The sequence below is a fragment of the Megasphaera sp. ASD88 genome (assembly GCF_002287425.1).
GTDB classification, from domain to species: domain Bacteria; phylum Bacillota; class Negativicutes; order Veillonellales; family Megasphaeraceae; genus Megasphaera; species Megasphaera stantonii.
Window position 1 is genome coordinate 149,254 of the sequence record NZ_NQXW01000001.1, and the last position, 18,505, is coordinate 167,758.

The window sequence follows — 18,505 nt, forward strand, 5'->3', positions numbered from 1 at the left end:
CCTTAGACCCAAAGAAAACTAGCTAGGAGGTGATACAACGGACGAGATATTTAAGGAAATCCTTGGCGACAAAGCCGAAGAGAAGAAAGCTGTGGAAGAAAAAAGCAACGTGGAGCTTGGGAAAAATGATTTTCAGTTCTTTGCGCTGACATATTTCCCGCACATTTTCACGAAGCCGCTCTCCCGGTTCCATCGGGAAATGTTTCGCGATTCGCAGCGGATGATTCTTGGGGATAGATTTTCCCAGAAGTTTTTCGTCCGGGCTGCCCCTCGTGGCTTTGGTAAGTCTCGTATCATTTCCGTTGTATTGCCGCTTTGGTGTGTTTGTTATCGGCACCGCAGGAATATTTGTTTAATTTCCGATACTGGTCCCCAGGCTACAGAGTATATCCAGACAATTAAAGATGAACTGGAATCCAACGAAAAACTACGAGCTGACTTTGGTCACTTAGAGACAGACCGTAAATGGTCTGAATCTGAAATTGAGACAGCCAACGGAGTGCATGTCGTGGCGAAATCGTCTGGTAAATCCCTTCGTGGTACGTCTTGGCATAACATTCGCCCCGACTTGGTTGTTCTTGATGACCTTGAAAATGATGAAATGGTAAACACCGAAGACCAGCGAGCCAAGCTTCGTACATGGTTTACGAAAGTTGTGCTCCCGATTGGCAACGAATCGACATCTTTTTTGTACGTCGGTTCCATTTTACACTACGATGCACTGCTTAACATCGTGTTGACTAGTCCTAAGTATTCCAACTGGGACAGGGAAATTTACCGCTCGATTTATGAGTTTTCGCAGTCGTCCTTATGGGATAAATGGGAAGAACTCTTTACCGACTTGTCCGACAAAAGAGCGGCTCAGACGGCTTACAAGTTTTATCAAAGGCACCGCAAGGAAATGCTTGAAGGTGCCGAGGTGCTGTGGCCGGAGTGGCGTGTCGATAAGGACGGCAAGAGCGACACTTATTACATGCTGATGATTCAACGTCTGCAGGATTCAGATGCCTTCAACTCGGAATACCAGAATAACCCGATGACAGAAGATACGCGAATCTTCAAGGAGGCGTGGATTAAAAATAATTACTACGACGAGCTGCCAAAGATGAAAGAAATCTACGGGGCAGTCGATTTGTCAATGGGCAAAACCCGGACAGCCGACACGTCGGCAATCATCATCGTTGGCCGGGGCATTGATAATTATATGTATGTTTTAGAAGCGGATATTTCAAGGCGCAACCCGGACGCCATTATCGCCGACATTATCAAATATCTGGTCAAGTACGAAGGCGAGATGACTGGTTTTATCGTTGAAACAAATGTATTCCAGGAATTTTTTGCCAACACGCTTGAACAGACATGCATTGATATGGGCATGTATGTCAACTGGATTGAGCGGAAGAGTGTCGCTGGGGACAACAAGTTACTGCGTATCAAGGCCCTAGCTCCGAAAATCAAGCTTGGTTATATCAAATTTAACCGATACCATTCGGTGCTTGAAAATCAACTCAAGGATTTTCCGAAAAGTCATGACGATGGTCCAGACGCATTGGAAATGTGCGTTTCCCAATTTGTAGAAAATGGCAGCCGCATCGCTGTGACCTGTTTGCGACATGCTCCGTCTAGTAAAGGTCTGGATGCGGGAAAAATTATAAAGGGGTGGTTCAGATAATTTGAAACTTGTAGAGCAGTTGGTTTATCTGGCAGCCCAACGGTTTATTAAGCGAGATACGGCTTACAACATGTTTGACTCCTGGTATCCTTATGGAGCCAGAAGTAGAACACCGCAACAGAAAGCCAGTGTCCGAACGTTACGAAATCTTGCAAGGACTCCGATTGCCCGGTCGGCCATCAACCAAATCAAAGATGGTGTCTTGGCATTGGATTGGCATTTTGTGTCCGCCGATGGGAAGGAACACGAGAAAGAAATTGAGTTACTGACACGGATAATGAAGCGGCCTAACCAAGTGAACGATTTCCAGTCTTTTATTGGACAGGAACTCGACGACATGTTGGTCCTTGACATGGGATGCTTTGAAAAGAAAAAAGTTCGTTCCGAGATTCAGCCATTGTATCTCTTCCCAATCGATGCCCAGACTATCAAGATATTGGAAGACTGGGACGGCAATCCCAAGAGCCCTCGATATGAACAGGACGTTCACGGTAAGCAAACCTATTTCACGACCGAAGAAGTGGCCGTAATGACCAAAAATGAGTTTACTCATTCGTGGTTTGGCCTTTCGCCGACAGAACAGGCATGGCGACATATCCAATATCTTGTGGATTGTCAATCCTATGCCAATGATATTGCTTCTAATGCGATGCCAAAGTATCTGGTAAGCCTTGGTGAAAAAGCCGGGGAAGACGAGTTGCGGAAGCTTCGTATGTACATCGCAAACGAGGTGCAGGGGCAGTCAACGCTTGCTATTTTTGGCTCCAAAACGTTGGATGCCAAGCAGGTAAGCCCTATTGGCGATGATGCAGCTTGCTTGAATTGGCAAAAGATGCTGTTGCAGATTATTTCGGTATGTTACCGAGTACCTGCAGAACGGCTTGGTTCGGCAATATCCAATGACCGCTCAACGGTAGCCGACCAAGAAGAAGATTTTGTAGAGAACACGATTAAACCATGGGCGCAAATTATTGAAAACGCAATCAATCATCATGTGGTTGAATTGCTTGGGTTTGGTAACAAGGTAAGGTTTGAATTTATCTATTTGCCGACGCAGGCCCAAAAGACCGTACTGAAAGATACGGTAGCGTCGTTAGTAGAAAAAGATGTAATCACATTTAACGAAGCTCGCCGGGCTGTTAAAGGTGTGTTACCTATAGAGCTTCCTGATTTAGACGACGGAGACATGCGAATGAGCCAATACAAGAATAGCTTAAATATCAAGCTGGCAGAGGCGCACGGAGCCGCAAGCGGATTAGGGGACGCTCAAAATCACAACAATAAAGATAATAAAGGTGGTGAAGGCGACGGACGAAAAGAGGACGATTAAATTTGAGTCATCGGACATACAAGTGTCTCTGACGAATGACGGTCACATCAACAAGCTGCCGTTCATAGCCACTTTTATGCAGATTGGCTCGCCTTCCAATGGTACGCCATGTGGAGCTGATTATCCGATTGTTTTAGCAATGGACGAGGCTCAAAAGTGCGTCAGCACGATGGACTTGATGGCTGTTGATTGCGTCTGGTCTGATTGGTGGCCTGAAGATTGTATGACAGGTCACGACAGCCGGAATAAAATCGGCGTTATCGAAAAAGCGTACATTGAAGGCAATGAAATGAAGATGAAAGGGTTTATCTATGCTTTAGATTTCCCGGACATCGCATACTTTATCAAAAATGCAACGCCCGCCTTGGGGTTCAGCATGGAGTGCATAGCCGATGTAGAAACAAAAGATGATGGCTATGAGCACATGACGAACGTCACGTTTACGGGGGTTGCTATTTTATTTCAAAATTTAGCCGCATTTAAAGACACCTACATTGACTACATTGCGGCCAAGCGAAAGGAACAAGAAGAATTGACAGAACAGGAAAAGAAAGAACTGATGGCGTCCATCAAAGAAATGATGGAAACAACGGTGTCGGAAAAAATTAGCGCTTTAGAAGAAAAGCTCGAAGCCAGTAAGACCGAACCGAAAGCAGACGAAGCTATGGAAGCCGAACTCGAAAAGGTAAAGGCTGAAAAAGAAGCTTTGGAAGCGGCAAAAAAGGAAGCCGAAGAAAAGGCTGCCGCAGAAAAGAAAGAATTGGAACAGAAGATTGCAGACCTTGAGGCGAGCCGTAAGTCTAGTGGCATCAAAGCTAACAAAAAGACCGATGGCGTTGATTACAGTCATGTTTGGGATAACGGCTACAAGAAAGGCGTTTCCTTGATGTTTGCGAAAATGAAAGAAGAAGTAGAGGGGAAAGAGTAATTGAGCAATATCAACACAAAATTTTTGAGCGCAGCCGAAGTCGCTGACTACAACACTTCGCACTATTGGGAATTCCCGCAGTTCCAGCCGGGTATCCTTGATTTTATCAATCGTAACGTAACTATTTTGCCTAGAATCAAAACGGTGGCGGCGACAGGTCATCCGTCTCGGTATCGCGAACAGGCAAAATTACCGTCGAATGCTCAGTTTGTTAATGTCCGCAACGGCGTTGCTGATGGTAGCTATGGCTTGACAAGTGTTAATGCAGATTATGGCCGTGTCGAAAAGGCCGCCTTCTTGAAATGCCTTGTAAGTCGCATTCAGTACACCTTGTTTGACAAAGAAGTTGTTCAGCAGCAGGGTATCACAGAAGAAACACTTACGAAAGATTTCAATGACATGTTGGCTGACTTCTATATGGTCCAGAACGATAAAATCTGGAATGGCAAAGGCACTGGCCCGGACGACAGCTCATCGACGGAATACTCCGGTATCTTGACACAGGTTAAGACGAAACTCTCCATCGCTACGCCGTATGACTTTACGACGAAGCAGGGCGATATGGTCACGGACCAGATTCGTGCGCAGATTGCCAAAATGCTCGCCGAGGCAAAATGGAACGTATGGCCGACAGCAGTCTACACAGACCCCGTAATGGTTGAACGTATCACGATGGAAGAACGGAACCGCGAAGGTACGGTACAGGTCGTTCCGCCTACGATGAAACTGGCAAATGGCTGGGAAGTCCCGACGATTAATACGCCGGTTGGTAATTTGCCGTTGATTCCTGACGCTGCATTGAAATCTACGGCTGATGCTGGCAAGCAGAAACATACGATTGCGGTTGTGAATGAAAACCTCATCGAACGCCATTATTTGACATCCTCGACGCCGCGTATTTTCAAGATGTCGCAGGACGAAAAATTGATGGATGATTACATTGCTATTTTGTTTGATACTCTCGTTGTAAAAGGCGCAGAACAGGCGCACTTTATTATCGAAGAAAGCATCTAAGTGACTGGGGCCTTCATTGGCCCCGCCAATTTTGATATTTCGTAGAGGATAGTATATGACAAAATACACGTTAAAGGATAAGAAAGTTACCGAGGTCATGGTAAATCACTATATTTACCCTGTTGCTTCGGATGGCACTGTAGAATTGCCCGACGCATCGAATATTGATAAAAACTTATTTGAAGCATCTGGTGATGGTGACGACGAAGAGTCTGCTGAGGTGGGCAAAGCTAAAGTCGGCATAGCAAAAGTAAAATAAGGAGAGCGTATGGCTGAACCTTCGAGATATATTCCAGATGAAGAAATCAATTTATATTGCGATATGCTCCCGGTAACGCCGACGCAAATCATGTTTGCGAGCGGCATTATTGACGCATTCGTAGGGATGCGCAAAGGCAAGAGCAAATTTCAGTCGGAGCAAGTGACCGAAAAAGGGTTGCGCCCGAATCGCAAAGGCGTTGTTAAACTCAAATATGCGCCGGTGATTTCGCTCGATGACATCAGCCTATGCGTTCCCAATGCCTTTAAATTTACATCAGCCGTAAAAATCAATCCGTCTGAGGTCTACGTGGAGCCAGAAGGGTATGTGTATTTACCCTTATATGATGAGTTGCCGGTCACGCCGAATAATCTGTACGGGCGGCCGCCTGTAGGAATGGATATTACGTATACCTATGGCTATGAGACGGTGCCTGAAAAGGTAAAGCTTGCGTGCGCCATGATTGCCATGAACATTTCGCAGCAGGGCGGCTTTGCGAATATCGAAAGTGCAACCAACTTGGACGCCAGATATGCACTGACCGACCCAAGCGTTTTTACCGAAGATATTAGGCGGATGCTTATGGAGTATCGCGGATGACGTGGGCAGTCAACTTTGATGCGACGGCCATGTTTAATCAGTTTCGCCTAAGATGCTCAGTCAAAGATAAAGAGGACGAGTTTGTATTGTTCACGCGAATTGGTCGTGGTACGAAGCGGTTTACCGTCAACAATGTCTTCTGGGGGTTGCTTAAATACGACTCAGCGTTCGACGTTGGGGACATCGTAACCGACCCGAAAGGGTTCAAATATTTCCTCGTGGCGAAATCCAATTCGTACCGAGCCGATAAGGCCGAATTGTACAAGTCGAACTGCACGGCCAAAATCGTGCGGCTCAAAGATGTGTATGAGGGGTACGAAGTGGTCGGCCAAGAGGAAGACATTATTTGTGAAGACATGATTGGCGTTTATGAACGAGTATCGGCGCGGATGAAGTTGTTTGATTTGGGCCTTTTGAAATCAACGACTATGCGAGTCTTGGTGCCTAAGATTGAAGGGATTAAGTTACTCGACCGACTATACATAAACGAAAAGGCTTACCAAATCGACGACATAGACACCGCATCCTTCCCAAACTTCCTTTATATCCAGCTTTCCGAGGACAATCGTGGATAGCTTTAATAAGCACCTGCAGGATTTCGTCAAAGGGCAAGTAAAGGTACTTAACGACCGCATCCGCATGAAATTATCAGCCTACGAGGGCAGCCATGAAGGATTTACGGATTGGCATGTCCACGAGCCGGTATTTACGGCGACGCCGACAACGATACGAGCCTTGCTGACATATAGCGGATTGGCGGCATGGATTGCGGAATATGGGTCAGGCTCCGAAATGGACATTAATAGCCCGTATTACCATAGCTATACTATGAATCCGGCACGACGAGCCAAAGGAAATGCGTTTCTGGGCCGTGGTGAAGGAGAAGTAGTGTATCGTCCAGACGGCACAACCTATATCTCATCGGGTCAAGCCAAAGGGCGCAATCTTGAAATGCCACTTGGTAAATTGGCTCCGTACATTCCGCAAAAGGCGCAGCATATCATCCATCAAGAGATTGATATGTGGGTGCAGGAAATGGTGCCGGAGTTGAAGCAACTAGTGCGAAGGGAAATTATCACAAGAATCAAAGAAGGGGTGAGAACTTGAAATATTCGCTTGAATTGCAGGACGAGTTGTTTGGCCTGTTTATCAAAGACGCTACGATTTGCGAGCTTTTGGGGATTACAGATAGCGAAGACTTCGAGTTTTGCTCTAATGTGATTCGCCGAGGAGTACAGCCCGCAGCGGTCATTAATGAAGCCCCCGATTTGTTTTTTAGTTACTATATCGTTCCAACCTACAGCGGTTTTAGCGAAAACTATTTGGTGAATCAGCAGGTTGTCGAATTTACAGTCTACGGTAAATTTAAAGGCCAAATTACAAAACTATTCAAGGCGATTAATGCTGTCTTGAAACGAAATTATGAAGATATGCGCATGGTAGCGGAAGGGAATGTTTCTTCTTCCGTCACCGGCCTTTACGCATATATGTTTAGGGTTAAGCCCTTAGTAAGAAGTTAAAGGAGAAAAATAATTGGCAAAACAGTCTAAACCTATTGTATTGAATGGCGTAGGCAAGGCATACATTTCGTCTACTGTCAATGGTAAAGCACAGGTCACGCCGATGGGTACCATGCAGGACATGAAGATTTCCTTTAGTGGTTCCACAGATAAAGTATACGGTGGCGACGGCCTAGCACCTATTTACATCATCAATAAAGACCAGGACATCACGGTAACGGTCACAGAAGCCCGTTTTGGTCTTGAATACCTGAATCTTGTCCGTGGCGCGAACATGGAATCGAATGGCTTGCTTATCTTTGATGATGGCCCGTCTCTGATTGCATCTGGTACGTCGTATACGGTTTCGGGCGAACTCACTACGATTGTCCCCGAAGAAACTATCGTTACGATTTCGGATGACGCAGACGGCGAAGAAAATGCAACCCCGTTGGCTTACGTAGCTGAGTCTCCGGACGAAGGCGAATTTACTATCACGGCGGCTGGTGAAGTTACCCTTGGCGCAGAAGTTACGAATAAGTACATTTCTGTTTCGGGCATGTACACGGTTTCCGATACGGTTTCCGCAGCGGTTACGACAGCGTCGCTTCCGGGCTTTGTCATGCTTCGTCATAAATCCATGCCGATTGATATTGACGATGGCAAGAAAGTTGTTATCCACACGGTCATCTACAAGGCTCGTTCGACAGGTTCCTTGGATGTAGATTACAAACGTCAGGAAGCATCGGCTCCCGAACTGGAATTCGATGTATTCGATTCTGGCCGGAAAGACGGTGTAATCTTACGCATGACACAGGAAATTGTAGATTCTGCGAGTGAATGAAAAGAACCGACCTCTAGCGTTGCCAAAGTAGGCAGCGCTAAGGTGGGCGAATCGGTTATTGGATAGGAGATAATAACGAATGGCATACACAAAACAGACTTGGGCAGCAGGCCAGACAATTACGGCCGAAAAAATGAATCACATGGAAGACGGCATTCTGAATAATCAGGGTGCTAAGGGGGACCCTGGCCCTGCTGGTGCTGATGGAGCCGCGGCGGAAATTACGTCGGTAACGGCAACAGTAGACGCCAACACCGGCACGCCGTCTGTGACAGTCACGCCGGGAGGTACGGCGCAGGCGAGAACCTTTGCCTTCGCATTTAAAAATCTAAAAGGCGCGAAGGGGGATAAGGGTGATACGGGAGCCACTGGCGCAGACGGGCAGGACGGTGCAACGGGCCCTGCTGGCAAGAATGCGCCGACGATTACTGGCTGTACAATTAATGTGAATGGCACGACCATTTCGGGTCAGCTCACAATGTCGGAAGGCGAACCTATCACTATTACTGGTACATATACAGCAGGCGAATAGCCTATAAATTTTTGAAAGGGGGAGAACAAAGGAGGTTTCTTCCCCTTATTTTTTTTTATTGAAAGGAATCTAATGAATGGCAAATGATACATTAGTACCACAAGAAAACTATGTCGGATTAGACGGCAAAGAATATAAGATTTTCCCTATGCGGTTACATGACTATGCAAAGGTAGAACGGCTTTTTAGCAAAATTGACGACCAATTTTTGTACCTTAACCTTCCTTTCCCGGAAACCGATAAAGAAGGCAAGGTGGTTCGCTCCAAAGAAGGTAAAATTAAATATAATTATGACCGATGGAACGCTATGTGCGAGCTGTTTGAGTTGGCCCTGCATGTCCCCCGTCGTGAACTTGTTGAGATTTTGGATGTCAACACAGGCGTATTTGTTTTAGACGCTTACCGCGGTATCAGCGGATTAAAAAAAAAGATGGTGGAACAGATGACACAGGCAGCCTTGATGTCGTCATTGCAAGCCTTATCCAAAACACCAGCGAAACCAGAGAAAGCATAATGCGGTACACCATTCCGCAGCTTGAAGGATTGGCCGAGGCGATTTCTGAAATCAACAAAGACATTAAAACGGATGATGACGATACGCCGCTTACCGGCAAGGACGCAGTAGCCGCATTGCAGGCTCGCGGATTATTTTAACATGATTATAGAAAGGTAATTACATGGCAGACGAATTAAATAATGAACGCATAGGGTTTTCCGTCGATGTGACGACAGGGAAATCTACAGAAAATATTGATGCGGTCGTTAAACAGATTGACTCTTTAAAAGACCGAATTACTGATTTAAAGAAGCAGCGTAAAGGTGCAGATGAGGTTGCTCTTGACGACTTAAATAAGAGCATCCGAGAAGCACAACGGGAGTTGAATAAGCTCAATTCGGTCTACACTTCATGGATTCAAAAAGCAACCGACATCAACACGAAACCTATCGGCGACGTAAAGAAACAGATTCAGGAATTGCAGAGAGTGTTGGAGTCGTGGAGTGGCAACCCGAAGGATTTTCAAAAGCAGATTCTTGACCGCTTCCTGATTCCCAACTCAGCCATCGAACAAGCCCGGTTGTATCGGGAAGCTATTCGGCAGATTGAAGGCCTGGCTAATTCGGGAGCTATCAGCACGCAGAGAGCAGCCCTAGCTACAAATCGATTTAGTGCATCTTTAAAAGACGCAGAACGTAGAGCTAGGGCATTAAAAGATGCGGTCGATGGCATTCCGAGTTCGACTAAGCGGTTAACCGATAGAACCGTTCAGCAGGTCTTCTCTGGTTGGGATGGAAAGACCGATTTCCTTCGTAATTTCACGCCCGCTGAAAGCTACTCTAAAGAGCTTTCACAGCTTAAGAAGATGGTCGATGAACTCAAAAGGGGTTTCGGAGATAGCACAGACATTGGCGTTCAGAACCGCTTAAAGAAAGCCATCGATGAGATTACGGTTGCCTATCGAGAAGCCAAAAAGGCCAAAGATGAGCTGAACGGGCGGATTACTGGCAAGGCCGAAGAAGAAGCCAAAAAGGCACAGGCCAAAGCGCAGCAAGAATTAAACAAGGAAATCCGAGAACAAGCCAAAGCGTCCAAAGAGGCAGAGCAGGCGACAACGCAAAGTGTGCGGTCGGCAGTACAACAGTATAGACGCCTTCAAGAGCAGCTTGAAGAAGTACAAGCCAAGATTAAGATGAATTACATCGACAACTATAAAACGAACCGTAACGCTTATGGCGAGAATTTAGCTCCTTTGCTTACTCAATATAAACAGCTTTCTAAGCAAATTAAGGATGCAGAACGCAACATGGATTTGTTGGCACTCAAGGCGGACTTTTTCGGGACCACTTGGGATAAAATTACTCATCGTATGGGTTGGGTATTGACAAGTTTTGGAGCAGCAGGACTTTTCGGTGGCGCAAACGCATATTTCAACACATTACGCGATGTTGAAAAAGAAATGGCTCAATTTTCACAGGTCATGAGCCACGGTGCGCCTGTCGTCGAAGGAGCAGAAGAACTTTCCCGGTCGGTTGGAGCTGCTTCCATTTCCGTAAACGCTTTTGGTAAATCCATCCATGACTTGTCTATTGAGGATTTGCAAAAAGGGATGCGCGAAGGGGTTGTTGGTTCCAAATTATTTAAAGATGAACTTGACGCTATGCAGCAATCCTTGATAAACCTTGCGATTAAATATGGCGAAGCTCATAAAGACGTTGCCGAGTCCGCTACATTGTGGGGCCGGATGTACAAAGATAATAACATCGTCCTGACCATGACTGACGCTGCCATGAAATTGGCCGTAGCGGATAGTTTTAGCGTTGTTCAGGCGAATAAAAATCTCGAATCGTCTATTGCTCAGTGGGGATTTGAGATTAAAAACAACAACGATGCAATGGCCGTTTCGTCTAAGATTTGTGACTCATGGACTGCGATTGCGCACAACATGGCCGTATCCGCACAAGACTTGTCGGCTGCTAATCAGAGAGCTGCTTCTTCGATGCACGCTGCAGGTATCGAATTTGACGTAGGGCAAGCCATCCTCGCCACAATGCTTCGTAATACGCAGCAGGCAGGCGGCGAAATCGGTAACGCTATGAAGTCTATTATCGGTTCTATTCACAGCAAAAAAGCTGTTGAAGAAATCGAAAAAATGGGCGTTGCGGTATACGAGTTCGACGAAAATGGTTCTAAGCATTTCCGTAATGTAGGCCAAGTGCTTGTCGACTTAATGATTAAAACCCAAGGCACAGAAAAGAACCTTGAAAACCTGTTCATGAAAATTGCTGGGGGTAAACCATCATACTTGCCCCAACCGCAGGTAACTGCGGCGTAAAAAACGGTTTTATATCGGTCAAAGTCCCAGAAGTGGGGGAGACCGAGGGAAACTGCAATTATTCCAATTAGAACACAAACATATGTTTGTATAAAAAGAAAAAATGTGTTATAATATATTTAGTGATATAAAAAAAGAGCCTACAGCTCAGATTCGGCATGTTTAAAAAAATAGGGTATAAGCGAAGCGTAACGTAAACGGCCCTGAGTATCAGCGAAAACCTTCGTTGGGTTGCAACGCTGCGCATGTTAGCACAGCTTAATGACCCAAATCAGGTTGGAGACAGAATCAACCAACCGAGACAGGGCCAAAATGAGAGATACAATATCACTCATAAGACAACCTCCCTAGGACTAATCACCAATAAAAAACATGCCCCTTGGCTGTGGCTCTCGTATATTACTATAACACAATACGCGCAAAAGAAAAAGACACCCCAAAAGGTGTCTTTTTGATTGGAATAAATGCAGACCCCGAACGACTGACATAACCGCCCCTTGCAGGACACAAGGGTGAATATACAGTCTAACCATAGGGATAACTGAAAAGAAGCCTATGATTTATTTTGTTGTTGCTGTTCGTATGCTGCTTGTAGAATAAAGGGGAAGAAAAAGACTATTGCTACAATGACCGCAATAATAATTCCGCCAAATGACCAAGATGGGCTAACCCCCAACCATTTAAAGAATTCTATTACAAGTAAACACCAAATTATCCAACCTATTATTTGAACAAGCCAACCAAGGAAGAAAAATTGCAGAATCCCGTAAAATATAGGAATCATGACCCTAGCTAAGCACAGAAAAACAATGGTCATAATAAAGCCCATCGCCCCAACTTTTGCGGCGTAGGCAAATCCGAGGATTAACAAAATAATTCCGATTAATATGGTTCCGCACCCTATTTTATCGTTCATAGTATCACTTCCTTTATAACAATATTATACCACGAACATACATACGTAACAAAAATAATTACAACAGAATAATATAAGAAGTATCAATGGAACAAAGCCGGAGCTATGCTTAACTACAGCGATTTTCTTCATGCGTTGCGGTTAAGCACTGAATCTTACGGCTTTACTCAAGAACAGGTAGCAATGCAAATGGATACGATAGCAAGAAAAGCTGAACAATTTCAGCAACAGCTTGTATCACTATCCACTGGTGCAGGCAATTTATCTTCTGCCTTTAAATTAATTATTGACGGCGCAAGGAAAATAGTTGAAATAGCAGACCAATTAAGCACATCCCAATTAATCACTTTTGTTGTAAGCGGTGTTTTGTTTGCTAAAACAACTGCTATTGTGGGTGCGTTGAAAAGTATAGTTAGTATTTTAGGGACTATGCGTGCTTTGTTGGTCAGTATAGGGACTAGAAATTTCCTTAGTAATTTAAGTGCCACAGCCACTTTGCCGGGTATATTAAAAATTGTTGGTGCTTTGGGAATGTTAATCACCCTTTATGACGTATTGAGTGGAAAAGAAGCAGATGCTCGTGCTATCCGTGAAGGCCAAGCGGAAGAAATTACATCCCAAATTGAACTTGAAGAAGAATTATTAAACCGTAAAGAACAGTCTCTCGAATCTATCCGCGCATATGCGGAAGGATACCGTGCAATTTCCGAACGCTTGAAAGAAGCCAACCTTTCAGAAGAAGAACGGAATAAGTTGCTTAAAGACCAGCAAAGCACCCATGAGGCGTTGGTTAATATTATTGGCGAAAAAGACGCGGTTAATGTAGAGGCTCACGCAAACGAGTCTGCTTATTTAGACGAAATTATCAGTAAGCATAAAGAGCAAATCGCCACAGACCGAAGTGGATTGCAGGAAAAAGCTCAAGGTTTAAAAACGATTGCGGATGCCGAACTTGAATACACTAAACAAGTTGCTGAAAACCTCGACATCCAAAAACAGGGTATTGGTGGCGTTATTGAGGAATTAATCAGGTTGGGCCGTTGGTGGGACGCCATTATGTTGAAATTACAGGATTTCAACCGCTCCTTCGATTCGGCAATGCTTAAAAACCACACTCGGCGGTTACAGTCTTTGCAGAACATGAAAAAGCAAGGGCTTACTAATGAATGGGGGCTTTTGGGCGAACTTGTTGGTACTCAAAGCATAGACGAAGCGATTGCCGAAGAACAAGAGTTAGTCAATAAATATAGTAGCGCAGTAGACGAAGATACTAAATCCATCAATGGGGCAGCTAATCGCACCAAAGGGGAAGAAGTTACTAAAGGATTGCAAAATATACAGCGCTACAATGCCAATATGAACAGCATACTTGGTAATGGCTTTAACCAGACCTCAAAGGGTGGTTCGGAAATTGATGAATCTGGTGGCGGCTCTGGCGGTTCTGGCAAGAAAGGCAAAAAGCGAGTTTTTGACATGGAAGGCAACGAAATCCGCATCCCGAACGCTTCCAATTACGTAACCGAAGATGGCGTAGACCGCAATGTAACCCAAGATACAGAACTCAAGCTCCGCATTATGGACGAAGCCTTTTATCGCAAATTTGGACAGCACTTGCTTGTATCTTCCATGAAGCGGAATCGTGGCGATGGCTCCAAACATGACGATGGGTTAGCATTCGACCTTGTTGGAGACATCCTTGAAAATAACCCCGGCGCACGTCAATGGTTGTCGGATTATGGCTCTTGGATTGGCTTGACCGCCTTGGACGAATATTTGCCAGAGAATGCGCATTATGCTCGTGGCGGTGGCAATCTTCATTTTTCCAACAACGGTGCATCCATTTATGACATCCTTGGTTCAGCAGCTAAGACGAATGCCGACTTTAAGGACAATTCTGTTCAAAGGCAGCTTTATGATGCCCTGAAAGCAGAAAACCTTTCGGACAAACAGGCATGGGCCGCAATGGCTGCTATTGGTGGAGAATCCAGTTTTGACCCCGGTGCCATCCAAGAAGGGATGAGTTTTGAAGACCCCAAGGCTGGTATTGGTTTGATGCAATGGACAGCCGACCGCAAACAGGCTTACCTTGACTTTGTGGCTCAGAGGGCTGCAATGGGGGGCAGTTCAGATTGGCGTGATTTGGCAAACCAGTTGGCCTTTATGCGGTGGGAAATGAATAACACCGAAGCAGGCTCTTGGCAAGAATATTTAAATGGCGTAACCAATGACACATCTGCCGAAGGCGACGTAAGACTGTTCACGTCGAAGGTAGAACGTGCGGGCATCCCCAATATTGCCAACCGTATGCAGTATTACGGCGACGTTTCCAGCCATTACGTAAACGGTATGTCCCTTTACGACTCTGACCCGTCTAAGGTAAAACAACTCACGCCTGAACAGAGAGCCGAAAAAGAAGCGAAACGGTTGCAGCAATATTACAATACGCTCAACAAAGCCGCCGATACGCTCGAAAAAGTTGTTGGAGAAAAGTATAAGTACGCTATGGATGTTATCAATGAAGACCAGCAGTTGTTTGGTCAGAACATGGAAAACACTGGCAAGCAGCTCGACACCTACCAGGCGAAACTTGTGGACGACGTAAATATTACGGAGCAGTATTCCAAGGTGCTTGAAAAAGTTGTCAACAACTTGAGCGATGCTGACTCACAGCGGCTTTTCCATATGGGTAAAGACGACTTTTTGAAACTTGAACTGGAAGAGCAGCAAAAGCTTATTGCCGGGATTGATGCAGAATCAGCCCTCTATAAACCTATTCTGGCAACTTTGAATGAGATTGTCAAGGTTAAGCAAAAGATTCGTGAGTCGGATGAGCAATATCATAAAGACCAAATGGAATGGGTTAAGCTGTATCAGAACCGCACAAAGCTTCGGTATGACAAGCCAATCCAAAGCGAAAACGACGACATCCGGGAATGGGAAATTACGCATAGCAATGAAAGATATGATGCGTTTTATCGTAATATTTTCGAACAGCAACATCTTGAAGAAATCGCAAGACTTGCCAAGGAAAAATACGACGAAATGATGCAGCCTATCTTGGATGCGGAAGGGAACCCTGTGTATGACCGAGCTGGCAATCAGTTGTTCGGTGGTTCTCCCGAAGAAATCGAAAAGCAGAAACAGGCATGGCTTGAAGCGGATGCAGCAGCCAAAAAGTATGCGGCGACGCTCAAGAACGACGTAAACCAGCAGTTTACCGAGTTTACTAAGAGTGTACTAATCCAAGGAGAAAGCTTGCGGGATAAACTCAAAAACCTTTGGAAGCAGCTTGGCGAAGATGCTTTAACGTTACTTTTGAGCGGTGGCAAAGAAGGGACAAATTCGCTTCTTGGAAACATCCTGCGTCAATTCGTAAATCGTCATCGTGACCAGAAAGACCAATTTTTAGATGGCCCATATGGCTATAAAATGCCATATGACACAACCTTTACAACGTATGCGACTGGTCCCATGTCGGCATATATGAGCAACGGCACCTATCGGCCTAGTATGGCTTCTTGGGGACAAGCAATCGGAGCAACCGAGCCAGTTGTAGGGGTTGACCCGTTGACAGGTAGCCACTTCTCGACCATCAATACAGCCACATTGGCGAATCCGACACCCGTGTACGTAACTAACGCAGCTAACATTGCAGGTGGAATCGGGAACGCAGTTAACTCACTCACTGATGGGCTACCTGCAGGCACGGCTATCCCTGATATGAAATATTCTTTTGGCGTCGACGGAAGCGTAACCAATATGGCTAAAACTTTGCAAGGTATAGCCGGTTTTACGACTAAATACAACTGGGGGATGCCAACCTCCGGTGGCGGTTGGGGAGATTTAGCTCTTGGCAATAAGCTTGGTATTTTTGCTAATACACTTCCTTGGCTGTTCCGTTTATTTGGCCATCATGCGAGCGGTGGCAAAGTAGATGAAGAAGAAATAGCAACCCTTGGCGAAAATGATAAGACCGAATACGTCATCCCTACGGAGCAGAACCGCCCTCGTGGTGTGGCTCTTTGGAAGAAAGCTGGGGAAGATTTGGGTGTACTCTCAAAAGGTTCCCCGGTAGTCCCGAACTTCAAGAACAAGGAACTTGCCACGAGGGGTGTCATGTCAGTACAAGTCAAACAGCAGGCAGTCTACATGGAGCAGATGAAGCGGCAGAATCAGACGTTGCTTAACATCCTTTCGGCGATGGCTAATAACCAGGCCAACAACGGCGGTGGCGGAACAGCCGTTATGCAGCCGGTTGTCGTTAAGCAGTCTATGGACATGAACGAATTCACTCGGATGTACCAGAAAGGGAAAAGCTACAACTACTTGAAATAAATATTCTCTCTCAAATAATGCAAAAATGTGTCACAAACCGACACTTTGGGACATTATATATAGAGGGGTAATTTTTAGGGACTCTCGCGTGGGAGTCCCTTTCTTTTTACTAGGTGATTTATATGAAAGAAAATTTGAATAAATATATTGGGAAAGTCCATGAGTACCAAGGGGCAGGCGACACCTGCGACTGTCTAAATCTTGTGCAGCAGTTTTATAAAGACCACGGCTACGAACAAGATTTTGACGACGGCAGGCCCAGACCTGCGACCTACGACGAATATATTAAGCACGAACCAACACGGCTCATTCGGTACCTTTTGAAGCACTTTGCCGTAACGGAAAACCCCGACGAGCTAGAATACGGAGACGTTATCCTTGTGTTGGTCGATGGCGACCCCCACGTCGGCGTTTATGTGGGCGAGGGGAAAGCTCTTGCAATGGAAATTCCGGTAATTTATGGGAAGTCAAAGAGTACGATTTATAGGGCTAGATATTGGAAGCCTTTCTTTCGTGCGGGATTTAAAAGGAGAAAATAAATGGCATTACAGAAATTTCCGTTGCCATATATCTTCGAAATAGACAAGAGTAAAGCGTATGCTACCAAATCGGTCAAATTCTACTCCCAGAAGGAACAGGTGCAGATTCAGTCGTTGAACCCTGTTCGCACATGGAAAATTAATGTAAGGGGGACTGCCGACGAAGCGGCTGTATTAGAGTCCTTTTTTGACGATTGTGTAGGCGATGCTTATCCTTTTCTTTTTACAGACGAAAATGGCGACGAGCAGCAAGTGCGTTTTGCAGACGCAACACTAAATATAAAGAAATATAGAGATTTTGACAAAGGAAGCGCAACGCATGGCTTTGTGGTTGGTTTTGAAGCGGATATTAACTTGAAGGAGGTGTTATAACTTGGCAGTATCGTTGCCTGTATCAATGGCCGGAGCAAAAGAGTCCGGCACGACGTTTTTCATTGAACTGTATCGGATTGAGTTACCTAGTTATGACCTCTTGATTGCTTCGTGCGACCAAGACATCCCCTTTGCAGGAGAAACCTACATGGCTTATCCTGTCAAGCGTGGGGAAATCACAAAGACGGTAGATAGCCGTGTCGATAACTGCGACATCGAAATTAGCAACACCAATGACTATTTTACGCTGGCTTTATTAAACGGTAAAAATTTCTTGGGGTGCCGCTGCTATATCTATCGGATTCAATACCCCGAAAGCCTGACAGACCCGAATTGTGTGTCGCTAGTCTTTTACGGGCAGATAGACAGCCCGGAACTCTCCGAGGACGCAACATTTAAGTGCTCTATCGTGTCGGACATCCCAAACATGGATAGTTGTCGTACAATGGGGTATAACTGTAGCGCAGAATTCGGGGACGAGAATTGCAAACACTCCATCGCAACCGCAAGCGGCTCCTGCCGTCTTGAGACGATGAAATTTGACGGGGTGATGCGGCCAACGTGTTACAGTACCGTCTTGGGCAACGGGTATTGGCTCAACGCAATCATAACCATTGACGGCCTGTCTCGCAGGGTTGTTGGGCAGGGGCCAAATTATGTTGTCCTTGAATACGAATTTCCTTCGGAGATTGATACAAGTGGCGGATTTAAGATTGCACAGAATTGCGACAAGACGGTTCCCTCGTGCAAAGCATATGGCAACTTACATCGCTACGGCGGATTTTTGTACGTACCGTTTGAATATCAGGTTAAGACGTAATGAGAGGTGAATTA

19 protein-coding genes are annotated in these 18,505 nt (G+C 45.5%); 18 read left to right on the forward strand and 1 reads right to left on the reverse strand.

What is annotated here, in order from left to right:
• Positions 1-91: 91 nt before the first annotated feature.
• The 14 genes from terL to CJ260_RS00895 all read left to right on the forward strand — a co-directional run bounded on the left by terL (position 92) and on the right by CJ260_RS00895 (position 11,509).
• Positions 92-1,672 (forward strand): phage terminase large subunit, encoded by a 1,581-nt coding sequence (terL, locus tag CJ260_RS00835; RefSeq protein WP_095628793.1) that lies wholly within the window; start codon positions 92-94, stop codon positions 1,670-1,672.
• A 1-nt stretch (position 1,673) separates the two neighbouring features.
• Positions 1,674-3,002 (forward strand): phage portal protein, encoded by a 1,329-nt coding sequence (locus tag CJ260_RS00840; protein WP_095628794.1) that lies wholly within the window; start codon positions 1,674-1,676, stop codon positions 3,000-3,002.
• Positions 3,003-3,024: 22 nt separating this feature from the next.
• Positions 3,025-3,930: a hypothetical protein gene (locus tag CJ260_RS00845; RefSeq protein ID WP_143747664.1), complete on the forward strand. Its 906-nt coding sequence runs from the start codon at positions 3,025-3,027 to the stop codon at positions 3,928-3,930.
• Complete coding sequence (locus tag CJ260_RS00850; RefSeq protein ID WP_095628796.1) at positions 3,931-4,944, forward strand: hypothetical protein; 1,014 nt, start codon at positions 3,931-3,933, stop codon at positions 4,942-4,944. It abuts the gene before it with no gap.
• A 55-nt stretch (positions 4,945-4,999) separates the two neighbouring features.
• On the forward strand, positions 5,000-5,203 hold the full coding sequence (locus tag CJ260_RS00855; protein ID WP_095628797.1) for a hypothetical protein: 204 nt from the start codon (positions 5,000-5,002) through the stop codon (positions 5,201-5,203).
• A gap of 9 nt (positions 5,204-5,212) precedes the next feature.
• A complete protein-coding gene (locus CJ260_RS00860) occupies positions 5,213-5,803 on the forward strand; it encodes a hypothetical protein (RefSeq protein ID WP_095628798.1) in 591 nt (196 codons plus the stop codon).
• On the forward strand, positions 5,800-6,378 hold the full coding sequence (locus CJ260_RS00865) for a hypothetical protein (protein WP_095628799.1): 579 nt from the start codon (positions 5,800-5,802) through the stop codon (positions 6,376-6,378). Before CJ260_RS00860 ends, CJ260_RS00865 begins: the two co-directional genes overlap by 4 nt.
• Positions 6,371-6,910, forward strand: a complete 540-nt coding sequence (locus CJ260_RS00870; protein ID WP_095628800.1) for a hypothetical protein — start codon at positions 6,371-6,373, stop codon at positions 6,908-6,910. The genes CJ260_RS00865 and CJ260_RS00870 overlap by 8 nt, the downstream gene beginning before the upstream one ends.
• A complete protein-coding gene (locus CJ260_RS00875) occupies positions 6,907-7,323 on the forward strand; it encodes a hypothetical protein (RefSeq protein ID WP_095628801.1) in 417 nt (138 codons plus the stop codon). Before CJ260_RS00870 ends, CJ260_RS00875 begins: the two co-directional genes overlap by 4 nt.
• A 13-nt stretch (positions 7,324-7,336) precedes the next feature.
• Complete coding sequence (locus CJ260_RS00880) at positions 7,337-8,146, forward strand: hypothetical protein (protein WP_095628802.1); 810 nt, start codon at positions 7,337-7,339, stop codon at positions 8,144-8,146.
• A 79-nt stretch (positions 8,147-8,225) separates the two neighbouring features.
• Positions 8,226-8,678 carry a hypothetical protein gene (locus tag CJ260_RS13280; RefSeq protein ID WP_198947360.1) on the forward strand — a complete coding sequence of 151 codons (453 nt, stop codon included), beginning with the start codon at positions 8,226-8,228 and terminating at the stop codon, positions 8,676-8,678.
• Positions 8,679-8,754: 76 nt separating this feature from the next.
• On the forward strand, positions 8,755-9,192 hold the full coding sequence (locus tag CJ260_RS00890; RefSeq protein ID WP_095628803.1) for a hypothetical protein: 438 nt from the start codon (positions 8,755-8,757) through the stop codon (positions 9,190-9,192).
• The gene (locus tag CJ260_RS12770) at positions 9,192-9,332 is read left to right on the forward strand and encodes a hypothetical protein (RefSeq protein WP_158221348.1); all 141 of its coding nucleotides are present in this window, start codon (positions 9,192-9,194) and stop codon (positions 9,330-9,332) included. Before CJ260_RS00890 ends, CJ260_RS12770 begins: the two co-directional genes overlap by 1 nt.
• 23 nt (positions 9,333-9,355) lie before the next feature.
• Positions 9,356-11,509 (forward strand): phage tail tape measure protein, encoded by a 2,154-nt coding sequence (locus CJ260_RS00895; RefSeq protein WP_095628804.1) that lies wholly within the window; start codon positions 9,356-9,358, stop codon positions 11,507-11,509.
• Between the two features lie 553 nt (positions 11,510-12,062).
• On the opposite strand, the gene CJ260_RS00900 is transcribed toward CJ260_RS00895, so the two are convergent.
• Positions 12,063-12,425, reverse strand: coding sequence for a hypothetical protein (locus CJ260_RS00900; RefSeq protein ID WP_095628805.1), 363 nt, complete (start codon positions 12,423-12,425; stop codon positions 12,063-12,065).
• Positions 12,426-12,530: 105 nt separating this feature from the next.
• Between CJ260_RS00900 and CJ260_RS00905 the strand changes: the two genes are divergently transcribed.
• The 4 genes from CJ260_RS00905 (at position 12,531) to CJ260_RS00920 (ending at position 18,491) form a co-directional block, all read left to right on the forward strand.
• Positions 12,531-16,760 carry a phage tail tip lysozyme gene (locus CJ260_RS00905; RefSeq protein WP_095628806.1) on the forward strand — a complete coding sequence of 1,410 codons (4,230 nt, stop codon included), beginning with the start codon at positions 12,531-12,533 and terminating at the stop codon, positions 16,758-16,760.
• Positions 16,761-16,882: 122 nt separating this feature from the next.
• Positions 16,883-17,299 (forward strand): NlpC/P60 family protein, encoded by a 417-nt coding sequence (locus CJ260_RS00910; protein ID WP_095628807.1) that lies wholly within the window; start codon positions 16,883-16,885, stop codon positions 17,297-17,299.
• Complete coding sequence (locus tag CJ260_RS00915) at positions 17,300-17,671, forward strand: hypothetical protein (protein WP_095628808.1); 372 nt, start codon at positions 17,300-17,302, stop codon at positions 17,669-17,671.
• Between the two features lies 1 nt (position 17,672).
• Positions 17,673-18,491: a DUF2163 domain-containing protein gene (locus CJ260_RS00920; RefSeq protein WP_095628809.1), complete on the forward strand. Its 819-nt coding sequence runs from the start codon at positions 17,673-17,675 to the stop codon at positions 18,489-18,491.
• Positions 18,492-18,505: the final 14 nt, after the last annotated feature.